This window comes from Ralstonia flaminis, from assembly GCF_958415495.1.
GTDB classification, from domain to species: domain Bacteria; phylum Pseudomonadota; class Gammaproteobacteria; order Burkholderiales; family Burkholderiaceae; genus Ralstonia; species Ralstonia flaminis.
The window spans coordinates 45679-61935 of the sequence record NZ_CATZLL010000013.1 but is presented as its reverse complement, the minus strand read 5'-3'; the positions used below and the strand labels follow the sequence as shown (position 1 = coordinate 61935).

18 protein-coding genes and 1 pseudogene are annotated in these 16257 nt (G+C 62.5%); 3 read left to right on the top strand and 16 right to left on the bottom strand.

The features are described from left to right. Positions 1–10: 10 nt before the first annotated feature. The 10 genes from R2N11_RS19110 to R2N11_RS19065 are packed head-to-tail and all read right to left on the bottom strand — an operon-like array spanning position 11 to position 7409. Positions 11–436, bottom strand: a complete 426-nt coding sequence (locus R2N11_RS19110; RefSeq protein ID WP_316682006.1) for a GPW/gp25 family protein — start codon at positions 434–436, stop codon at positions 11–13. Further along, the gene (locus R2N11_RS19105) at positions 433–732 is read right to left on the bottom strand and encodes a PAAR domain-containing protein (protein WP_199027888.1); all 300 of its coding nucleotides are present in this window, start codon (positions 730–732) and stop codon (positions 433–435) included. Before R2N11_RS19105 ends, R2N11_RS19110 begins: the two co-directional genes overlap by 4 nt. A 21-nt stretch (positions 733–753) precedes the next feature. Further along, on the bottom strand, positions 754–2541 hold the full coding sequence (vgrG, locus tag R2N11_RS19100) for a type VI secretion system tip protein VgrG (protein ID WP_199027886.1): 1788 nt from the start codon (positions 2539–2541) through the stop codon (positions 754–756). Between the two features lie 3 nt (positions 2542–2544). Further along, positions 2545–3234 (bottom strand): CIS tube protein, encoded by a 690-nt coding sequence (locus R2N11_RS19095; protein ID WP_199027884.1) that lies wholly within the window; start codon positions 3232–3234, stop codon positions 2545–2547. Continuing rightward, entirely contained in the window at positions 3235–3420 is a 186-nt protein-coding gene (locus tag R2N11_RS19090) for a hypothetical protein (protein WP_316682005.1), read from the bottom strand. A 3-nt stretch (positions 3421–3423) separates the two neighbouring features. Next, positions 3424–3906, bottom strand: coding sequence for a phage tail protein (locus R2N11_RS19085; RefSeq protein ID WP_316682004.1), 483 nt, complete (start codon positions 3904–3906; stop codon positions 3424–3426). 23 nt (positions 3907–3929) lie between these two features. After that, positions 3930–4388, bottom strand: coding sequence for a phage tail protein (locus R2N11_RS19080; protein WP_199027877.1), 459 nt, complete (start codon positions 4386–4388; stop codon positions 3930–3932). A 52-nt stretch (positions 4389–4440) separates the two neighbouring features. Further along, complete coding sequence (locus R2N11_RS19075) at positions 4441–6000, bottom strand: phage tail sheath C-terminal domain-containing protein (protein WP_316682003.1); 1560 nt, start codon at positions 5998–6000, stop codon at positions 4441–4443. A gap of 30 nt (positions 6001–6030) precedes the next feature. Then, positions 6031–6861 carry a hypothetical protein gene (locus tag R2N11_RS19070; protein ID WP_316682002.1) on the bottom strand — a complete coding sequence of 277 codons (831 nt, stop codon included), beginning with the start codon at positions 6859–6861 and terminating at the stop codon, positions 6031–6033. Beyond that, positions 6858–7409 carry a Pvc16 family protein gene (locus tag R2N11_RS19065; protein ID WP_316682001.1) on the bottom strand — a complete coding sequence of 184 codons (552 nt, stop codon included), beginning with the start codon at positions 7407–7409 and terminating at the stop codon, positions 6858–6860. Before R2N11_RS19065 ends, R2N11_RS19070 begins: the two co-directional genes overlap by 4 nt. A gap of 818 nt (positions 7410–8227) precedes the next feature. Between R2N11_RS19065 and R2N11_RS19060 the strand changes: the two genes are divergently transcribed. Continuing rightward, entirely contained in the window at positions 8228–9433 is a 1206-nt protein-coding gene (locus tag R2N11_RS19060) for a sterol desaturase family protein (protein ID WP_316682000.1), read from the top strand. A gap of 20 nt (positions 9434–9453) precedes the next feature. Continuing rightward, positions 9454–9981, top strand: a pseudogene (locus tag R2N11_RS19055) (cupin domain-containing protein). Here R2N11_RS19055 and R2N11_RS19050 read toward each other — a convergent pair. Next, the gene (locus R2N11_RS19050) at positions 9982–10113 is read right to left on the bottom strand and encodes a hypothetical protein (protein ID WP_316681999.1); all 132 of its coding nucleotides are present in this window, start codon (positions 10111–10113) and stop codon (positions 9982–9984) included. It abuts the pseudogene before it with no gap. Between the two features lie 167 nt (positions 10114–10280). Beyond that, a complete protein-coding gene (locus R2N11_RS19045; RefSeq protein ID WP_316681998.1) occupies positions 10281–10514 on the bottom strand; it encodes a hypothetical protein in 234 nt (77 codons plus the stop codon). Between the two features lie 207 nt (positions 10515–10721). Between R2N11_RS19045 and R2N11_RS19040 the strand changes: the two genes are divergently transcribed. Further along, complete coding sequence (locus tag R2N11_RS19040) at positions 10722–11600, top strand: 2-hydroxy-3-oxopropionate reductase (RefSeq protein ID WP_316681997.1); 879 nt, start codon at positions 10722–10724, stop codon at positions 11598–11600. Positions 11601–11660: 60 nt separating this feature from the next. On the opposite strand, the gene R2N11_RS19035 is transcribed toward R2N11_RS19040, so the two are convergent. From R2N11_RS19035 to R2N11_RS19020, 4 genes are all read right to left on the bottom strand, one after another. Beyond that, positions 11661–12773, bottom strand: a complete 1113-nt coding sequence (locus R2N11_RS19035; protein WP_316681996.1) for a porin — start codon at positions 12771–12773, stop codon at positions 11661–11663. A gap of 160 nt (positions 12774–12933) precedes the next feature. Further along, positions 12934–13890: a PDR/VanB family oxidoreductase gene (locus tag R2N11_RS19030; protein ID WP_199027861.1), complete on the bottom strand. Its 957-nt coding sequence runs from the start codon at positions 13888–13890 to the stop codon at positions 12934–12936. 21 nt (positions 13891–13911) lie between these two features. Next, positions 13912–14874: a VOC family protein gene (locus tag R2N11_RS19025; protein WP_316681995.1), complete on the bottom strand. Its 963-nt coding sequence runs from the start codon at positions 14872–14874 to the stop codon at positions 13912–13914. 67 nt (positions 14875–14941) lie between these two features. Next, positions 14942–16207 (bottom strand): MFS transporter, encoded by a 1266-nt coding sequence (locus R2N11_RS19020; protein ID WP_316681994.1) that lies wholly within the window; start codon positions 16205–16207, stop codon positions 14942–14944. Positions 16208–16257 lie beyond the last annotated feature (50 nt).

Below are 16257 nucleotides of genomic sequence, written 5' to 3'. Positions count from 1 at the left end.
CCCCGTTTGCTCAGTAGCCGTCAACCGGCTGGGTGGCCTGGTCGAGGTAGAGGGGATAGACGAGGTTGTGGCGCGTATTGGTGGTCCGCACGATGTAGTCGATCCGGATGTCGAGACGGCCCTCAAGGGGATCAATCAACGCCGTGTCGATACGCTCGACCAGGATGCGCGGCTCGAAAAACAAGATCGCCTTGCGGATCATCTCCTTGAGTTCAGTCACCGTGCTCTCGGAGAGCGTATCGAACACGACACGGCGCAGGGCACATCCGTAGGCCGGCAACATCACGCGCTCGCCGGGGTTGGTGCCAAACAGGATGCGTAGGCTCTCTTCGATGTCTTCCACGCCGGCCACCATGCCGGTCTGCCCACTGCGCGGGTCGAAGCGCAGCGGAAACTGCCAGCCGCGGCCAAGGAACGGGCTGGAACGCATCGTCATCCCCCGATCAATACCGTGGGCAGGCCCATGACCACGCTACCGCCGTGCGCGGTGGCATCGCCCACGCGTGCGGCTGGTCGACCACCGATCAGCACCGTGCTGGAGCCCTGCACGATCACGTCGGGCGGCCCGACGCAGACCGCGTTATCACCGACCACGGCTGCGGGCAGGCTGCCAATCAGCACGGTAGGCACGCCGGGGCCCACCACCGGACCACCAACGTGCGGCACAGGCGGCAACCCTGGTGTCTGCATCGGGCACGTGTGCATGTCAGTCAAGCGCGCAGCGGGGGGCATCGAATGGCACTCCTAGTTGATCTAGTTGATCATGACCACACCGCCCCGGACCGTCGTCTGCCCGGACGCAGACAGCTCGGCAGTGGCGGCACCCTTGCCGGTAAAGCCGGCCTGGGCCTCGCAGCCAATGTTGATGGCGCTGGCCTTGATGTCGACCTGCGCAGAGATTTCGATCGACGCCGCGGCCTTGAGCTGGATGTTTCCCTTCGCGTTGGCCGTGATGTCGTAGGGGCTGTCGAGTGCGATGCCGCTGCCCGACAACTTCATGCTGTTGCCGTTCTGGTCCTGGACGAGGATCGACTTGTCTTTGTCGTCGAGCACCACCTTGTTGTTGCCGGGTGTGGTGATGGTCACGATCTTGTCTTTCTCGTTGAACTCGATCTTGTGTTGTGCCCGCGTGACAATCGCCTTGGTGTCGTTCTCCGCCGCAATCGCGTAAGGCGGTGTGTGCCCGGCGCTATAGAGCGAGCCAAGCACGACCGGGTGGCTGGGATCGTCGTTCAGGTAGCCAACGATGACCTCATCGCCCACTTCGGGAAGGAAGAACATGCCGAAGGTATTGGACGCGTAGCCCTGCACGAGCCGTGCCCAGAGGCCCTCGGTCTGCGCCTGCATCACCGGCAGTGCCACCTGGATACGCTGCGCGTTCTGTGGATCGCCGTCGAGCTTCTTCACAACGCCGATCTGCAGCCCGCCCACGCCGGGCAGAAGACCAGACGCCAGCGGTGCCGCCACGTCGTCGCGCATCATGTGCCAGCGCGGGTCCAGCCCGAATTCGACATCGGCAAACCACTGGCCGCCGGCCATCGTATGCTCGACGGCGCTGACGAACACGTTGCCCTGAAAACGTAAGCCCACCCCGCTGGCCGCAACCAGCGCGCCCGGCACCACAAGGGCGTTGCCCTGGCAGCGTAACCGGCCGCGAATGCGTGCCAGCGTCGCTTTCAACTGCAAGGCCTTTGCCCAGGTGGTCAACGTGGACTGTTCCTGCGTGGTGGCCGTCTGCAACCGCATTACATCTGGGCCTGCCACAGCCGCCAGCGCCGCCGGCTTCAGGTTGCCTTGCGCATTGAGCGTGCCCGGCGCCGCAGCCTCACCCACCACAACCTGCTGCTGTGCGGGATCCCACGCCACGGCCTGCGCCGACTTGAACTGCTGGCGCGCGTCGATCTCTGCGTCGAATTCGTACAGATTGCTGCCCCAGGTGACCGTCACCACGGCATCGCCATCCGCCGTTGGCGATTGCACGTTCACGGTGCCCGCATCCACATTGACGAGCATGCCGTTGACCTCGGCGCGCGCGAGCAGGAAATCCCAATCGCTGCAGTAGTACTGCACAAGCTCGTCGTGCTGCTGCGTCGTGCTCGCCACGTTTGCCGTCAGCCCATGTGTGCCAATCAGCGCCGACAGGATGTCGCTGTCCTTCTGCTGGACGTAGTTGGCGTTGTTGCGGCCGATGGTCATCCGGGTGGTCTTGTCGCGGCACTCAACGACGAGGCGCGATTCATTCTGCCCCTCGATCCTGATGCCGTAGCGCACGACGATGCCGCTGAAGAGCTGCGCCGAATCGCTGCCAAAGCCGGCCGAGATGGTGACAACAGCGCCCGGCTCAAAGGCCGACGTGTCCGCATACTCAAACTTGCCGGTGGTCATGTCGCCGTCCTGGATCACCAGTTCGGCCCACGGAATGCGGTTGAAGGCCCGGCGCACGGTCACCGTCATCAGCGGCAGGTTCTTCAGGACTTTGCCGTTGCTGTTGACGGTGACGTTCAGTACGCCATCGGTGTCGACCGTTGGTGACGTTGCCATGGGCTACTCCAGCGGCGGAAAGTGCAACACCATGCCCGGCGGCAACGCGCGGAAGTGGCGCAAGCCGTTGAAGCGCGCGACCTCGGCGTAATAGCGGCCATCACCGTAGATCTGCTCGCAGAGCAGCGGCAGCGTGTCGCCGGCGCGCACCGTCACGACGTGGCTCAAGTCGGGCGAGCTGGCGTCCGCCTCCAGCTGGGCCTCCTTGCTGCTCCGGTACGAATCAAAAGCGAGCGCAGCGGTGGCGCGCAACGGAATGCCGCTCGGGCGGAACAGCGTGTAGTCGGTTGTGAAGCTCGTCAGGCGTCCAGTGAAGATGAGCTGACCCCAGAGGATCTGCACGATGCTCGGTTGGTGCGATACGCCCTTGTACTCGTAGATGACCTTGGCCAACGACGCCAACTGCTCCTCCACCTCCTGCTGTGGCACACCGGTCGGGCGCGGGATCACACCCGTGCCGTCGAATATGGCCGAGAAGGACAGCTTGCCCGGCTGCATGTGGCTGTACTGGCGGCCCGAGCCGGTGTCACCCAGTGGCTTCTCCTGCGTGAAGCACGTGCTGCGCTCATGCTTGAACTGCGACGGGTTGATCTGCAACGAGATCGACTTACCAGGAACGGGCGAAATGCGCCCTTTCTCGTCCTGGCAGGCAGATATCTTCAGGGGCGTGAGGTCGGCGCCAGACAGCGGCATCTAGCGCTCCCGAAGCCGATCGAGCTGCGCGTGCAGTTGCCGCAGCTGCGCGCGCTGCGCACGGTGGCCGGCGGCCGCCTTCTCGTCGTCAACGCAGCAAGACTCCTGTTTCGGCGTTTGCTGGTCCTTGCTCTGGGCCTCGTCCAACTCCGAGCGGATCACCATCTGGCGGACTTCGATCGTCATCGCTCACAGCTCCCGGACGCAGTTGAGATAGGCCATCTCGATCGTCTCGATTACCACGTTGTTCTTCGTCGCGTTGAACTCGTCAACGCCCCAGCGCACCGGATACGCCGACTGGAACGTCCAGCCACGGATCTTGTCGCCCTCCTCATCCAGCAGATAGACGCTCACGTCCATCGGCGTGACCGGCTGGGCCAGCCCGCCGCTCATCACGGCCTTGCACCAGCGCATCAACGGCGAGCGGATGTCGGCCACGCCGCGTTTGAGCACCAGCTTCTCCTGGCGGATGCCCTTGGGCAGCTTGTAGATGAAGCGATTCTCGCCACCGCACTGCACGTCTTCGGTCTCCATGACTTGGTCCATGCCGGAGACCTCCTGAAACGAGGCATCCACACCGGTGGCGATGTTGCTGAACCCGACCACGAACGAGAACGACACCGGCATGAAGTCGGTACTGCTGCCAGTGCCATAGTGCGTCGATTTCCGCATGCGTGCGAACCCGCGTCGGGGCCTCAGCTGTTGGCGATCGTCAGGCCTTCGTGGGCGATCTCGATGGTCTCGACCGCCACTTCGTTGCCCTGCGCCTTCAGGTCCGTACCGGTGATCTTGGCCGGCCACGCATTGGCGAGCGTCCAGACCATCGTTGGGCTACCCGACTCATCAAGCAGGCTGATGGTGATCGGCACGCGCTTGATCGTGTTCATCTTGATCTGGTTGAACCAGTCCCAGAACTTGTTGTCGGCCTTGAACACGCCCTTCTTCATGGTCACGTTGCCGTACTTCTTGAGCCCGGGCATCTTGACGGTGGAAAACACCGGGTTGTCGCCGCTGCGGTACTCGATTTGCTGCGCCTCCACGTCCAGTCCCGAAACCTCCTCGAACGACATCACCGTGGAGTCCCACTTCACCTGGAAGTGGAACTTGGGAATGGGCCATACATTCTTCGACTGTGCCGAACCATCGTCTGCCATGACGATCTCCTTGTTTACGCAATCAGGTTATCGGGCCGGGAACGCTGCCCCATCAGGACTTCTGCATCTGTTGCTGGAACGTGATCTCGATGAACTCGGCCGGCCGAACCATCGCCACCAGCACGGTCACGCGCAAGATGCCCTCGAGGATGTCATCGGGCGTCATCGTCTCGCCAAGCCCGACGTGCACGCTAAATGCGTCGTCCGGCACCGCACCGGCCAGGCCGCCGCGCTTCCAGATGCTGGTGAGGAAGTTCTGGATCATGCTTTTGATCGTGACCCACGTATTGGCAACGTTGGGCTCGAACACCAGCGCCTTGGCGGCAAGGCGGCACGATTCTTCGATCATGATCATCGTGCGGCGTACGTTGATATAGCGCCAGTCAAGGCTGTTGCCGTCCAGCGTGCGCGCACCCCAGACCAGAACGCCTTCACCGATAAAGCTGCGGATCGCGTTGATCGACTTGCCCTGCGTCGTCACGTTCAGGTCTTCCTGATCCTCCGCTGAGATGCTGACGGACGGCGAGACCACGCCAGCGAGGCTCACGTTGGCCGGCGCCTTCCAGACGCCGCGCGAGTTGTCGACCATCGTGTAGATGCCGGCCATCGCCGCGCTGGGCGGCAGCAGGTTCAGTTGGTACTTGATCTCGCCCAGCACCGTATTGAACAGTGGGCTGATCGACACCAGCGTCTTGTTCAGCAGCGCCTTGTTGCTGAGGATGGCGTCCTTTGACAGCGGCTGACCGTCCTTGTCCTTGACTGTGGTCCAGTCCTTCGCAATATCGGCGACAGCACCAAAGGTGTCCTTCGTCTTCTGCGGTGCATCGTCCGGCAGCGTATCGGGCAGATCGAGGTCTGCGCGCAGCAGCGGCATCAGCACATCGGTGTTGGCGATGTTCTCGTAGCTGATGTCCTTGTCGCCAACCACGGTGGTGTTAAGCCACGGGTAATAGGCCGACGCGAAGTCGAGATAGTTGATGCCGAGCGCGTTGCGGAAGTTGACTATGGGATCGCCGCCCGGGTCGTTGCGCGGCTTGTCGCCGCCCCAGATGTCGAGAATCGAAACGCGGTTGCGCATCTTGTCACCACAGTGCGCGAGCATTTCCTGCTGCAGGTCGTTACAAACCTCGGCCTTGAACTTCACCGCCTCCGGTACCACCAGCATCGTCGGCTCCTGCTCCTTGAGCAGCTCTCCGATGCCGTCCTTGAACTTCTGGACATCCAGGTCATCGGTGTAGCTGCCGACCGAGACGATGTAGCACGGCCCGCCGCCGTTCTGGAAGAAGTGGCGCAACGCCGAGTACAGCAGGTAGCCCCCGCCGTCCTTGCCGTCCGGCATTTGCAGCACGTAGTCCTTGCCTGCCACACGAAACGCGGCAATCGCCGACGGATCGGTCTTCTCCGCGATATTGAAACGCGGAAACGGCGCATAGCCGAAGTACTGGTGGTATTCGGCCATCGAACTGATGCGCCATGGCTTCATGGCGAGCGGCTTGTTGCGGTTGTCCGCGATCTCCGTATGGCCGATAAAAGCAGGCACTGCCGTCGCCACCTCCACCACGGAGTTGGGGAAGGCATTCTTCTCCACGATATAGACGCCTGGCGTCTTCATTGCACCCATTGCAAGCTCCCGATGAAATGGTTACCGACTGACAAAGATCTCCGATACATCGCACGGCGCACCGTCAACGACTTCACGTCGTAGTCCGTCAGGCGCGGCCATTGGCATGCGTGTCATCAGCACGCGCTCGGCGTTGCCTGTTCCGCGGCGCAACTGGAACCGGTGTGGCGGACGCTCCTGCAGCGCAATCGGCGCGAGCGAGCGGATCGTGATCGCTTCGCGTCCGTCCGGCAGCGTCTCGCGCGCCGGCTCGCCAAACGCGACGGCGTCGCCCAGATCGACAAGGCGTACGTCGTCCGCCCAGTCGCCGAGCAGAAGGTATTTCCAAGTCGTGGCACGTACCGGCAACTCCAGCGTCCAGGATTCGGCGGTCGCCCCTATCCACGCCGCAAGACTGTCGCAGCCCGACGGCGCGAGCGGCAGTTGCAACCGCGCCAGCACGCCGGCCCTGCCGCCCGCCTCGCTCGCCGCGTCTTGGCGCAACTGGCCCACCTGCTCGGGCGACGGCCGGAACGTGCCACCGGCGGCGAGCATGCGCACATCCGTGTAGCAAGCCCACTGCGGATCGGACGAATGCAGCGCCAGCACCAGGCCATCAGTCAGCCAAGCATCGCGTTCGCTCCACAGCCCCGCCAACTGGCGCTCCGGCGCGAGCATGACGGCATGACGCGCATCGCCACGCAGATGCAAGTCAAAGCGGGCCATCAGCGCCGCTGCGGCCGGCTCCGCCCGCAGATGCAGCGCATCGGGCCGGCCCGGCGCGAAGTACGGATGACGCACGGTCAGGCTTGCAAGCGTGCGGTATCCAGGCATCGTCTCGCGGGTGGTGCCGGGTTGGCTGGCCGCTGTCATCGCACCGCCCTCTGGGCATCGATATCGGGCTGGCTGACCAGCGTTTCCCGGCGGCTCGGCGCGTCGTCACCCAGGCAGACCAGCCGCACCCGGTACAACACCGATGGCAAGTAACGGCCGCCATGAATGCTCCACAAACTGTGCATCTCGCTATTGCTCAGGTTCTCGATGTTCAGGACCAGCCGATCGATGCGCGGGTCCAGGCCCGGCGAGTTCTGATGGTCGAATACCGGCCGCGCCTGGAAGTACGCGATGGCATCGGACAGAAAACGCAGTGCTTCGGGATAGCTCTGTCCGCTGAAGGTCGCCGCGCAGATCACCAGCAAGTTCAGGAACAGCGGCTCCGCGCCGCGCAGTTGCGTGCGTTGCTCGCTGCCGCCCCCGCCCGTGCGATGCGCCGCGGTGTCGCGCTCAACACCGCTGATGAACAGCACCAGCTTGTTGCTCGCCGATGTCACCACGCCACCGCCGGGTTCTTGCAGGTTCGAGACCACGACCAGGTCTTCGGCCAGCACGAGACGCCGTCGCAAATGCTGGTTCAACTGCATCGCGAGATGGCCAAGGGCACTGTCAATCACGGTTGGTTGGCGAGTTGTCGCGGCTATGTTGCCGGGCACCGGCGTCCGTCGCGGACCGCCGTCAGCCGCAGCGCTTCGGGAATCGTTCGCCCGATATTGATGGGGCACCCGGCGACGAGCCATCGGTAGATTGCTGAAGTGCGATGCTGAAATCCTTAGGACATCGGTAACGTGTCTTGGCACACGTCGTCCGCCGTCAACAAAGCGCAGCTAGCCCACATGGTGAAAGACGCCAATGGAAGAAAACGCCAACGAGAACGGCGACTCGCGCAACGGCAAGAAGTGATGTGTTCGTGGGCCAACCATCCAGATGCACGCAACGCATTGGCAGGGCCGGGGTGACTCGGCACTGTTCAGCGCGGGTTGATCGGGAGCAATCTGGCCTTGTTGCTTGGGGGCAGGTCAGCCAGCCAGCTCTGCACCGGAGAGCGCAACTGCGGGCAATGGCGAGCATGGCCACCTTGTTGCTCTTGGGCATCGCCTTGCTCATGAACGCGGGGATGCACCCATCCCGCAGTTCAACATTGAACTCCGGCAACCGCGCAGCATTAACAACCGCTTCGGCAGTTTGATTTAGGTCATCTGACGCGTCCAACCCATGCCTTGATTCCAGCAGCCAGACGCAAGAGAACCGGTGCGATTTACATCGCGTACCGGTATATCATCCGGGGCGTTGCTTCTACGGAAAATCCGCTGCAACAAGCGGCATCCAAGCTAAAAGGGTTTCCGGTATAGGGCACGTCATTTGTTATCAAAACAAAATAAAACAATACGCGCGAGTCAGGTCCATGAATACCAACCATAAACCTTCGGCACCGTTGCCCGAAGAGGAACACCATCCCGCCATCGTCCGCGTGGCTGACGCCACGATTCGCGATGCCAACACGCTGCTGCACTCCAGCGGCGGCATGGTCTTTGGCCGCGGCATGGTCGGCACCGTGCTGGCACTGGTGCTGGGCTTCCTCTGCCTGCTGGGCGTGCTGGCATTTCACTTTCCGCAGTACCTGACAACGCCAGAGCTGCGACGCTCGTACTCCGTGGATGTGATCCGGCAGATCCTGTTTTTCTCGCTGCTGATTTCCGGCGGCTTGTCGCTGGCGAATATCGTGCTGGATAACCGCCGCCGCCTGAACTGCCTGGCGTTTGTGTTCGTGGTGATTGCAGTGGCATTGGGCGGCTCACGCGTGCCGGTGGGCGATTTTCCGGACCACACGCCGTATATCGGCATGGACTGGTTCATTCTCGACCTGCTTGGCTCCACGGCCATCTTCGTGCTGCTCGAAAAGCTGTTCCCACTCTATAAGAAGCAGCCGGTGTTCCGCGCTGAGTGGCAGACAGACATGGCGCACTTCGCGGTCAACCACTTCATTGTGGGCCTGGTGCTGCTGGTGGTGAACTTCCTGATCCACCGCGTGTTCGGGTGGATGGTTCACGCAGAATTCCAACAGATGGTGCAGCACATCTGGTTCATTCCGCAGTTGCTGTTGTGCATGCTGGTGGCCGATCTGATGGAGTACGTCACACACCGCGCGTATCACGAGGTGCCGCTCCTGTGGCGCTTCCATGCCGTGCATCACAGCGTGAAGACGATGGATTGGCTGGCCGGCTCACGCCAGCACATTCTTGAATTGATCGTTACGCGGGTGGCCGTGCTGGGACCACTGTTCGTGCTGGGCTTCGACAAGGCCGTGGTTGATGTCTACATCATCATCGTGGGCTTCCAGGCTGTGTTCAACCATGCCAACGTGCACCTGCCGTGGGGGCCGTTGAAGTACATCTTCGTGACACCGGATTTTCACCACTGGCACCATTCGTCAGAAGACGAAGCCATCGACAAGAACTACGCTGCGCACTTCGCGTTCATCGACTACCTGTTCGGCACGGCGGTGAAATCGAAGAAGGCATTTCCGGAAAAATACGGCGTGGTGGGTGACTACATGCCTGACGGCTTCATCAACCAGCAGCGTTTTCCGTTCCAGCGTCAGAAGGGTTGAGCCGAAGACGCCTCATCATCATGCCAATCCACCCCGCTGCGTTGCACCTCATCCGTCGGCTCGGCCTCGAACCGCACCCGGAAGGCGGCTTCTACCGCGAGACCTATCGCAGCGAGGAACGCATCCAACGCGGCCGCACTGATGGTCAGACCGTCGAACGTGCGGCTGCCACCGCGATCTACTACCTGCTGGCAGATGATGCATATTCCGCCTGGCATCGGATCCAGTCGGACGAGCTCTGGCATTTCCATACGGGCGATGCATTAGACGTGCATGTGTTGGAAGACGACGGTACGGTGCGCACGCATCGCCTGGGCCAAGTGGCCGAGGACGAGATGGCGGTGTACCAGGCGGTGGTGCCGGCGGGCCGGTAGTTTGCTGCCGAGCGTGTGGCCGGTGCGCACGGTTACGCGCTGGTTGGCTGCACGGTCGCGCCGGGTTTCGAGTTCAGTGAATTCGAATTGGCCGAGGGCGGTGTGCTGCTGGCAAGTCATTCGGCACATGGAGATCTAATCCGAAGGCTGCTACCCAAGCCTGCGGTGCGCTAGTCAGCACCACACCACATTCTCATAGCCAACCGTGCGACGGTAAACGCTCATGCCGCGCCAGGTGCTGTACTCCATGTACGCGCATGTCAGGACGACGATCCAGTTGGCGGCTGTGGTGGCTGTGGTGGACATATCCCCTCCCATCTCTGCCGTGCTCCGATAGCTGTCTTATCGGCACGGATTCAGCTTATGAGAGGGCAGCGCAAAGCCATTGTGCGAGCAATGATGGTTCTTGCCGCCTATTCTCAGGGCGATCTTTCGCGTCACGTCGCCGCTATGTGATGCACGATTGACGAGCCCTACGCCACTCGCCTCAGGGGGCGGAACACATCGGGCTCCCACAGGCGCATTGCCAGCAACAACGCCGTACCGCGCTTCTCGGCAAGCGGTGCATCGGCAGCCTCGTCATGCAAGGTGGCGGGCTTGGCGCGCAACCTGCGCAGCTCGGCCGGCAACTGCGCATATCCCGCCTTGGTCAGCATGCCATGGCTGAAATCCAGAGTCTCTTCCGCGCCGTCGAAGCGGCTTTCCATGAAGTCCGGCATGCCCCCGTTACAGCCTGTGGGGAAACGGACGGACACCGTGCTGGTAGCCCGGCAGCCTGCGTGGCAGGTCGAACACATCTACGACTACTGAGACGCAATCCTGACCAATAAGCGCAGGGTTCATGCACCGCAGCACCCAAACTGATCTACGCTGGCGGTCTGCCTCAATCCATTGCCTCTTGGGAGAAGAACATCATGGCAACCGTCGGCTTCATCGGTCTGGGCATCATGGGCGCGCACATGGCCCGCAACCTGCTCAAGGGTGGCCACACCCTCGTGGTCAGCGGCAAGCACTCCGTGCCTGACGACCTGCGTGCGCAGGCGAAGGTCGTCGCCAATTCCGCCGCTGTGGCACACGCGGCGGATATCGTCATCGCCATGGTGCCGGACACGTCAGACGTGGCGAACGTGCTGTTCGGTGAAGACGGCATCGCCCAAGGTCTTGCCGCCGGCAAGCTGTTCATCGACATGAGTTCGATCTCGCCCCTCGAAACGCAGGCGTTTGCCAAGCGCGTCGAAGCACTGGGGGCCGACTACCTGGATGCGCCAGTCTCGGGCGGTGAAGTTGGTGCACGCGATGCCACGCTCACCATCATGGTCGGCGGCAAGGAAGCCACGTTCGAACGCGCCAAGCCGCTGTTTGCGTTGATGGGCAAGAACATCACGCACGTGGGTGCGTCGGGTGCCGGGCAAACGTGCAAGGTTGCCAACCAGATCATCGTTGCGTTGACCATCGAGGCGGTGGGCGAAGCGCTGCTGTTTGCCTCCAAGGCTGGAGCAGATCCGGCGCGCGTGCGCGAGGCGCTGATGGGCGGCTTTGCCTCATCACGCATTCTGGAGGTGCATGGCGAGCGCATGATCAAGCGCACATTCGACCCGGGCTTCCGTATCGAGCTGCACCAGAAAGACTTGAACCTGGCGCTTGAAGGTGCGCGCAAGCTCGGCATTGCCTTGCCAAACACGGCCAGCACGCAGCAGCTCTTCAGCGTATGCGCGGCCAATGGCGGCAAGGCGTGGGATCACTCGGCAATGGTAAAGGCGCTTGAGCTGATGGCAGACCACACCGTCGCCTGACCGCACGCAAAGCAACACGGCGCTGCGAGTCTGCCCGCAGCGCCACGTTCGGTCACAACATCAGAACGAGTGATGCACCCCGGTGCTGACAACGATCTGGCTGCGGTTGGCCGACACGCCCACGCCGTTGATCGCCGCCGATTGGGCGTCACCTGAGGCGCGCTGATACGTGCCCTGCAGGTACACCTGCGTGCGCTTGGAAAACGCATACACATTGCCCACGCTGAACTGGTTCCAGCGCGCGCTTTCGTACTTGCTGAAGGTGTAGCCCACGTTGAGCGTGTTAGCGGCGCTGTAGTGCCACGCGGTGCCCAGATCGACGTTCTGCGAGCGGGCATTAGCGCCACCCAGCGTAATGCGCGTCTGCGTGTAAACCGCATTGATCTGCACCGGCAGGTTGCTGAACTGGTACAGCGTGCCCGCACCGAACGACTTGACCGAGCTCATCGGCGTCATCACGCCCGGCACCAGCGTTGTACCCAGCGTGTTGGTAATCCCCAGGCGACCGGCAATGTCCAGCGCGCGGTCGTTCGACGCGGTGTAGGCCGCTGCCGCACGGAAGCCACCATTGCTGTAGTACGCGCCCAGGCTGTAGCTGCGGCTCTTCGACGGCGAACCCGGCACCTCCCCAAAACCGTACATGCCGCCCAGTTGCAGCCCGCCGAAGATGGGCGAGACATAGCGCACGGCGTTGTCGATCTGGAACTGGTTGGCCAGGTTGTCGAAGTTGCCCGGGTGGAACAGGTAGAAGTTGGTGAGCTGGAAGCCGTTGCTCAGGCGGCCGAGGTAGTCGAACATGAAATCCGCCTGATGGCCGAGCTGGATGTTGCCCAGGCGCTCGTTCGACAGACCAACCCATGCGGCGCGATTGAACAGCTTGCCAGCCACTACGCTGTTGCCGGTGTCACCGAGAAAACCCGATTCCAACTGGAAGATGGCCTGCGTGCCGCCGCCAAGATCTTCCGAGCCACGCAGGCCGAAGCGATCCGGCTGCATCGTACCCGGGTCCATACGCAGGGCCGAGCCGCTGGTCGCGCCGCTCTTCAGGTTGTTGATGTACGCCACGCCTTGGTCAATGCTGCCATACAGCGTTACGTTGCTCTGCGCGGCTGCGGTACCTGCCAGGCCCATCGCCGCCCCAACGCCCACCATCGTGCACAGTGTCTTCCTCATTCTTGCTTCCTCCGTTGGCCAGGGTGTCGGGCCCTGCCGGTTGTTATCGCCTGCCTGGTGGCAGGCTGTTATTAATCGTTCCACCTATGAAACGACGTTTAAGAAATTGACAACGCAAAAAAAGGAGAGCGCGCGGCTGGTCAGGCCGGCGCTCAACTGCTTAAAGATCAACCACCAGCCGCTTGCCCTTGCAGCCGGATACGCAAACCATCATGGTCTGGTTGGAGGCACGCTCGCTCTTGGAGAGCACGCTGTCGCGATGCTCGGGTTCGCCCTCCAGCACGCGGGTCTCGCAGGAGCCGCACACGCCTTCCTTGCAGCTGTACTCGACCTCTACGCCCACTTCCAGCAGCGCGTCGAGCAGCGACTTGCCGGCGGGCACGCACAGCTCCGAGCCGGTGCGCGCGAGCTTGACCGTGTACTCACCCTCCTGCACCGACGACACTTCCGCATCCGCGGCAAAGCGTTCGATGTGGACATTGGTGTAGCCCAGCGCTTCGCATGCGGCCTCGAAAGCGCGCAGCATCGGGCCGGGTCCGCAGCAGTAGAAATGCGTATCCGCCGGATGCCCTGCGAGCAGCGCCTTCAAATCAGGCGGGCCGCCTGCATCTGCGTCGAAGTGAAAGCGCACGGCATCGCCATGGGCCGCCAGTTCATCGGCGAAGGCCGCTTCTGTGCGTGAGCGCGCGCAGTAGAGCATCGAGAAGGTCTTGCCCCGCTCTGCCAGCCGACGCGCCATGCACACGATGGGCGTCACGCCAATGCCACCGGCCACCAGCACCGTACGCGGCGCGGCTTCATCCAATGCGAAGTTGTTGCGCGGGCCTCCGATCTTGAGCATCGAGCCCACACGCAGTTGCTCATGCACGTAGCGCGAGCCGCCGCGGCTATTGCGATCGAGCAGCACGCCAACCACGTAGCGGTCACGCACCTCCGGCGCACCGCATAGCGAGTAGCTGCGCACCAGACCATTGCCCAGGTGCAGGTCGATATGCGCGCCCGGTGCATATTCGGGCAGCGTCTTGCCGTCCACATCGCGCAGCTCCACGCTCACGATGCCCTGGGCTTCGTAGCGCATGGCGTGCACGCGCAGGTTGAGGGGGGGATTCGTACTCATGGCACTTCTCTCTGCAACGTTTCAGCGCTTTTCCGTGAGGAACTTGCCTTCCGGGCCAACGACGTTCTTCTGGCGGCGCGTGTTGCCGTCAATGCCACCGTCGATGGCCCATTCAGCAAACACAGTCGGGCCGGGTTCGAAATCGCGCGGCTGCCAATCGCCGTCGAGTTGGTCTTCATCGGCGTAGTACTCGATCAGGCCGCCGGCGGGGTTCCTGAAGTACCAGAAGTACGCCGACGAAATCGGGTGACGACCCGGGCCGAGTTGCGTATCCCAGCCACAACGCGAGACGTGCATGCCGCCGCCAAACACCTCGTGGATGTCGCGCACCGTGAAAGCCACATGGTTGAGCCCGCTCTTGGCTTGCGGTGTTTGCAACAGGAAAAGATCGTGGTGACCGCCTTCCGGTTCGCAACGCAGAAAGGCGCCGCGGCCTGGGTAGTGATCGGACGGCACGAAGCCGAGCTTGTCGATATAGAAGCGCTCCGTGGTCGCCACGTCCTTCACGAAGAACACCACGTGGCCCACTTCGATGGGCGTGGCGCGTTCGTAGATTGGGCTGGGCTGGTTCAAGCGCGGCTTGTCCGTCCAGGTGTTCATGGCGGCGCATTGCACCTCGACATCGCGCTTGGCGGTCAGCTGCACGCGCACGGCCAGACCGTTCGGGTCGGTGCAACCAACGCGGCCATCGGCGTTGACGTAGCCGGGCTGGTCCGCCAGCTTGTCGGCCAGGCGATCCAGTACGGCTTGCGAATCCGCGCCCCAGATCACCTCACGTAGTGTTGGGCCGGCTTCCATGGCGGGCGGCAGCGTTGCATCGTCGCTGCGCTTGACGCGTACGCGGCAGCCGTTGAGCGTTTCGAACAGCAAACCGCTGGCGTCTTCTGCCTTCAGCGTGAGCCCCCAATCCTGGAAGAACTGCTGACAGGCGGCAAGGTCGTCGGCACCGTAGACGATTTCGTCGATGCCTCGAATGGTATTCATCTTCATCTCCTGCTTTGCGCCGCGTGGCCTTGGGTGGCCGGCGAGCGCGGTGATTCATTGCGGGTTGTCAGTGCGCCGCGCCCGGGACAGCACGCGTGGCCGCCTCACCATTGCGCAGCAAGGCCAGGCCACACAGCAGCACGATCAATTGGGTACCCACCAGGCTGCCGAAACCCGCGGCAAGGCCACCGCCGCTCCCCAACCCGATCACGACACCCATGATGGCTGGCATGAAACCCGCCACCAGGCTACCGACGCCATTGGTGACGCCAAACGCGCACGCAACGTGCTCTGGCTTGGCGTTGAATTGCACGGTGCTGGGGATGGCCGGGCTCTGCAGGCCCCAGCACAGGCTGGCGGCCGTCAACCAGTAAGCGGCGGCATAGCGGTCGGTACTATTGATGGCCAACAGCACTGCCACCGCCACGCCCAGGCTGCCAAACACAAAGATCAGCGGGATGCGGCGGCGCGGGATGATATCCAGCAGCAGGCCGCCCAACAGCACGCCGAGCACGGCCGCGTACTGCGGCATGGACGCCATCCAGCCCATCTCGCGCAGGGAAAAGCCACGCGCTTCCTTCAGGTAGGTCGGCAACCAGTTACTGCTGCCCCACAGGTAGGAAAGGAAGGCGGCGGTCAGCACCGTCATGGTCAGGATATGGCGCGTGTGGAAGGCGCCGCGAAACATCTCGCCAACCGTGTTCAGCGCGGCCGGCAGCGATTCCGGCTTGGGGATGGCCGCGTAGCGAGCCGGCATGCGCACGAACGCCAGCACCAGCGGAATGCCCAAGAGCAGATTAAGGAGGCCGAGCAGATGGAACGACGCTTCCCAGTCGGCGCTGGCAATGGCGTAGCCCACCAGCGGATAGCCGACGGCCAAACCGACACCTGTGCCCATGTTGAAGATCGCATTGGGCTTGCCGCTTTCCCGGCTGTCGAAATGGGCCTTGATGTAAGACGCGCCCAGCGAGAAGAGCGGCCCTTCGGCAAAACCCAGCACGAAGCGGGATGCCAACAGCTCCATGTAGCTGTTGAACCAGGGCGAAACCATGGTGATGACACCCCACAGCACCAGCCCATAGATCAGGCTACGGCGCACACCAAACAGCGCCGCGCAGAACGGGGTGAACACAATGGCCGACAAGCCATAGCCTGCCATGAACGCCGTCGCCAGCAGCCCTTGGCCGCTGCGGTCGCTCGCAGCAAGACCCACATGCTGCAGAAAATCATGCTGCGTGATCAGCACCGCAATATTGATGCGGTCGATATACGAAATGGCGACGACCAGGAACAACACGACCACGCCAAACCAGCGTTGCGCACTTGAGTTCATTGCGAGCTCCTTTGCGCGTTGCGTTGATGCGATTTCATTCTTTTGTCTCC

Bases quoted from the DNA above. Each gene is read 5' to 3' on its own strand.
- R2N11_RS19040 (WP_316681997.1), top strand. From the start codon at position 10,722: ATGGCAACCGTCGGCTTCATCGGTCTGGGCATCATGGGCGCGCACATG.
- R2N11_RS19110 (WP_316682006.1), bottom strand. From the start codon at position 436: ATGACGATGCGTTCCAGCCCGTTCCTTGGCCGCGGCTGGCAGTTTCCG.
- R2N11_RS19020 (WP_316681994.1), bottom strand. From the start codon at position 16,207: ATGAACTCAAGTGCGCAACGCTGGTTTGGCGTGGTCGTGTTGTTCCTG.
- R2N11_RS19090 (WP_316682005.1), bottom strand. From the start codon at position 3,420: ATGACGATCGAAGTCCGCCAGATGGTGATCCGCTCGGAGTTGGACGAG.
- R2N11_RS19025 (WP_316681995.1), bottom strand. From the start codon at position 14,874: ATGAATACCATTCGAGGCATCGACGAAATCGTCTACGGTGCCGACGAC.
- R2N11_RS19045 (WP_316681998.1), bottom strand. From the start codon at position 10,514: ATGGAAAGCCGCTTCGACGGCGCGGAAGAGACTCTGGATTTCAGCCAT.
- vgrG (WP_199027886.1), bottom strand. From the start codon at position 2,541: ATGGCAACGTCACCAACGGTCGACACCGATGGCGTACTGAACGTCACC.
- R2N11_RS19080 (WP_199027877.1), bottom strand. From the start codon at position 4,388: ATGGCAGACGATGGTTCGGCACAGTCGAAGAATGTATGGCCCATTCCC.
- R2N11_RS19085 (WP_316682004.1), bottom strand. From the start codon at position 3,906: ATGCGGAAATCGACGCACTATGGCACTGGCAGCAGTACCGACTTCATG.
- R2N11_RS19035 (WP_316681996.1), bottom strand. From the start codon at position 12,773: ATGAGGAAGACACTGTGCACGATGGTGGGCGTTGGGGCGGCGATGGGC.
- R2N11_RS19075 (WP_316682003.1), bottom strand. From the start codon at position 6,000: ATGAAGACGCCAGGCGTCTATATCGTGGAGAAGAATGCCTTCCCCAAC.
- R2N11_RS19060 (WP_316682000.1), top strand. From the start codon at position 8,228: ATGAATACCAACCATAAACCTTCGGCACCGTTGCCCGAAGAGGAACAC.
- R2N11_RS19065 (WP_316682001.1), bottom strand. From the start codon at position 7,409: ATGCAGTTGAACCAGCATTTGCGACGGCGTCTCGTGCTGGCCGAAGAC.
- R2N11_RS19105 (WP_199027888.1), bottom strand. From the start codon at position 732: ATGCCCCCCGCTGCGCGCTTGACTGACATGCACACGTGCCCGATGCAG.
- R2N11_RS19050 (WP_316681999.1), bottom strand. From the start codon at position 10,113: ATGTCCACCACAGCCACCACAGCCGCCAACTGGATCGTCGTCCTGACA.
- R2N11_RS19095 (WP_199027884.1), bottom strand. From the start codon at position 3,234: ATGCCGCTGTCTGGCGCCGACCTCACGCCCCTGAAGATATCTGCCTGC.
- R2N11_RS19070 (WP_316682002.1), bottom strand. From the start codon at position 6,861: ATGACAGCGGCCAGCCAACCCGGCACCACCCGCGAGACGATGCCTGGA.
- R2N11_RS19030 (WP_199027861.1), bottom strand. From the start codon at position 13,890: ATGAGTACGAATCCCCCCCTCAACCTGCGCGTGCACGCCATGCGCTAC.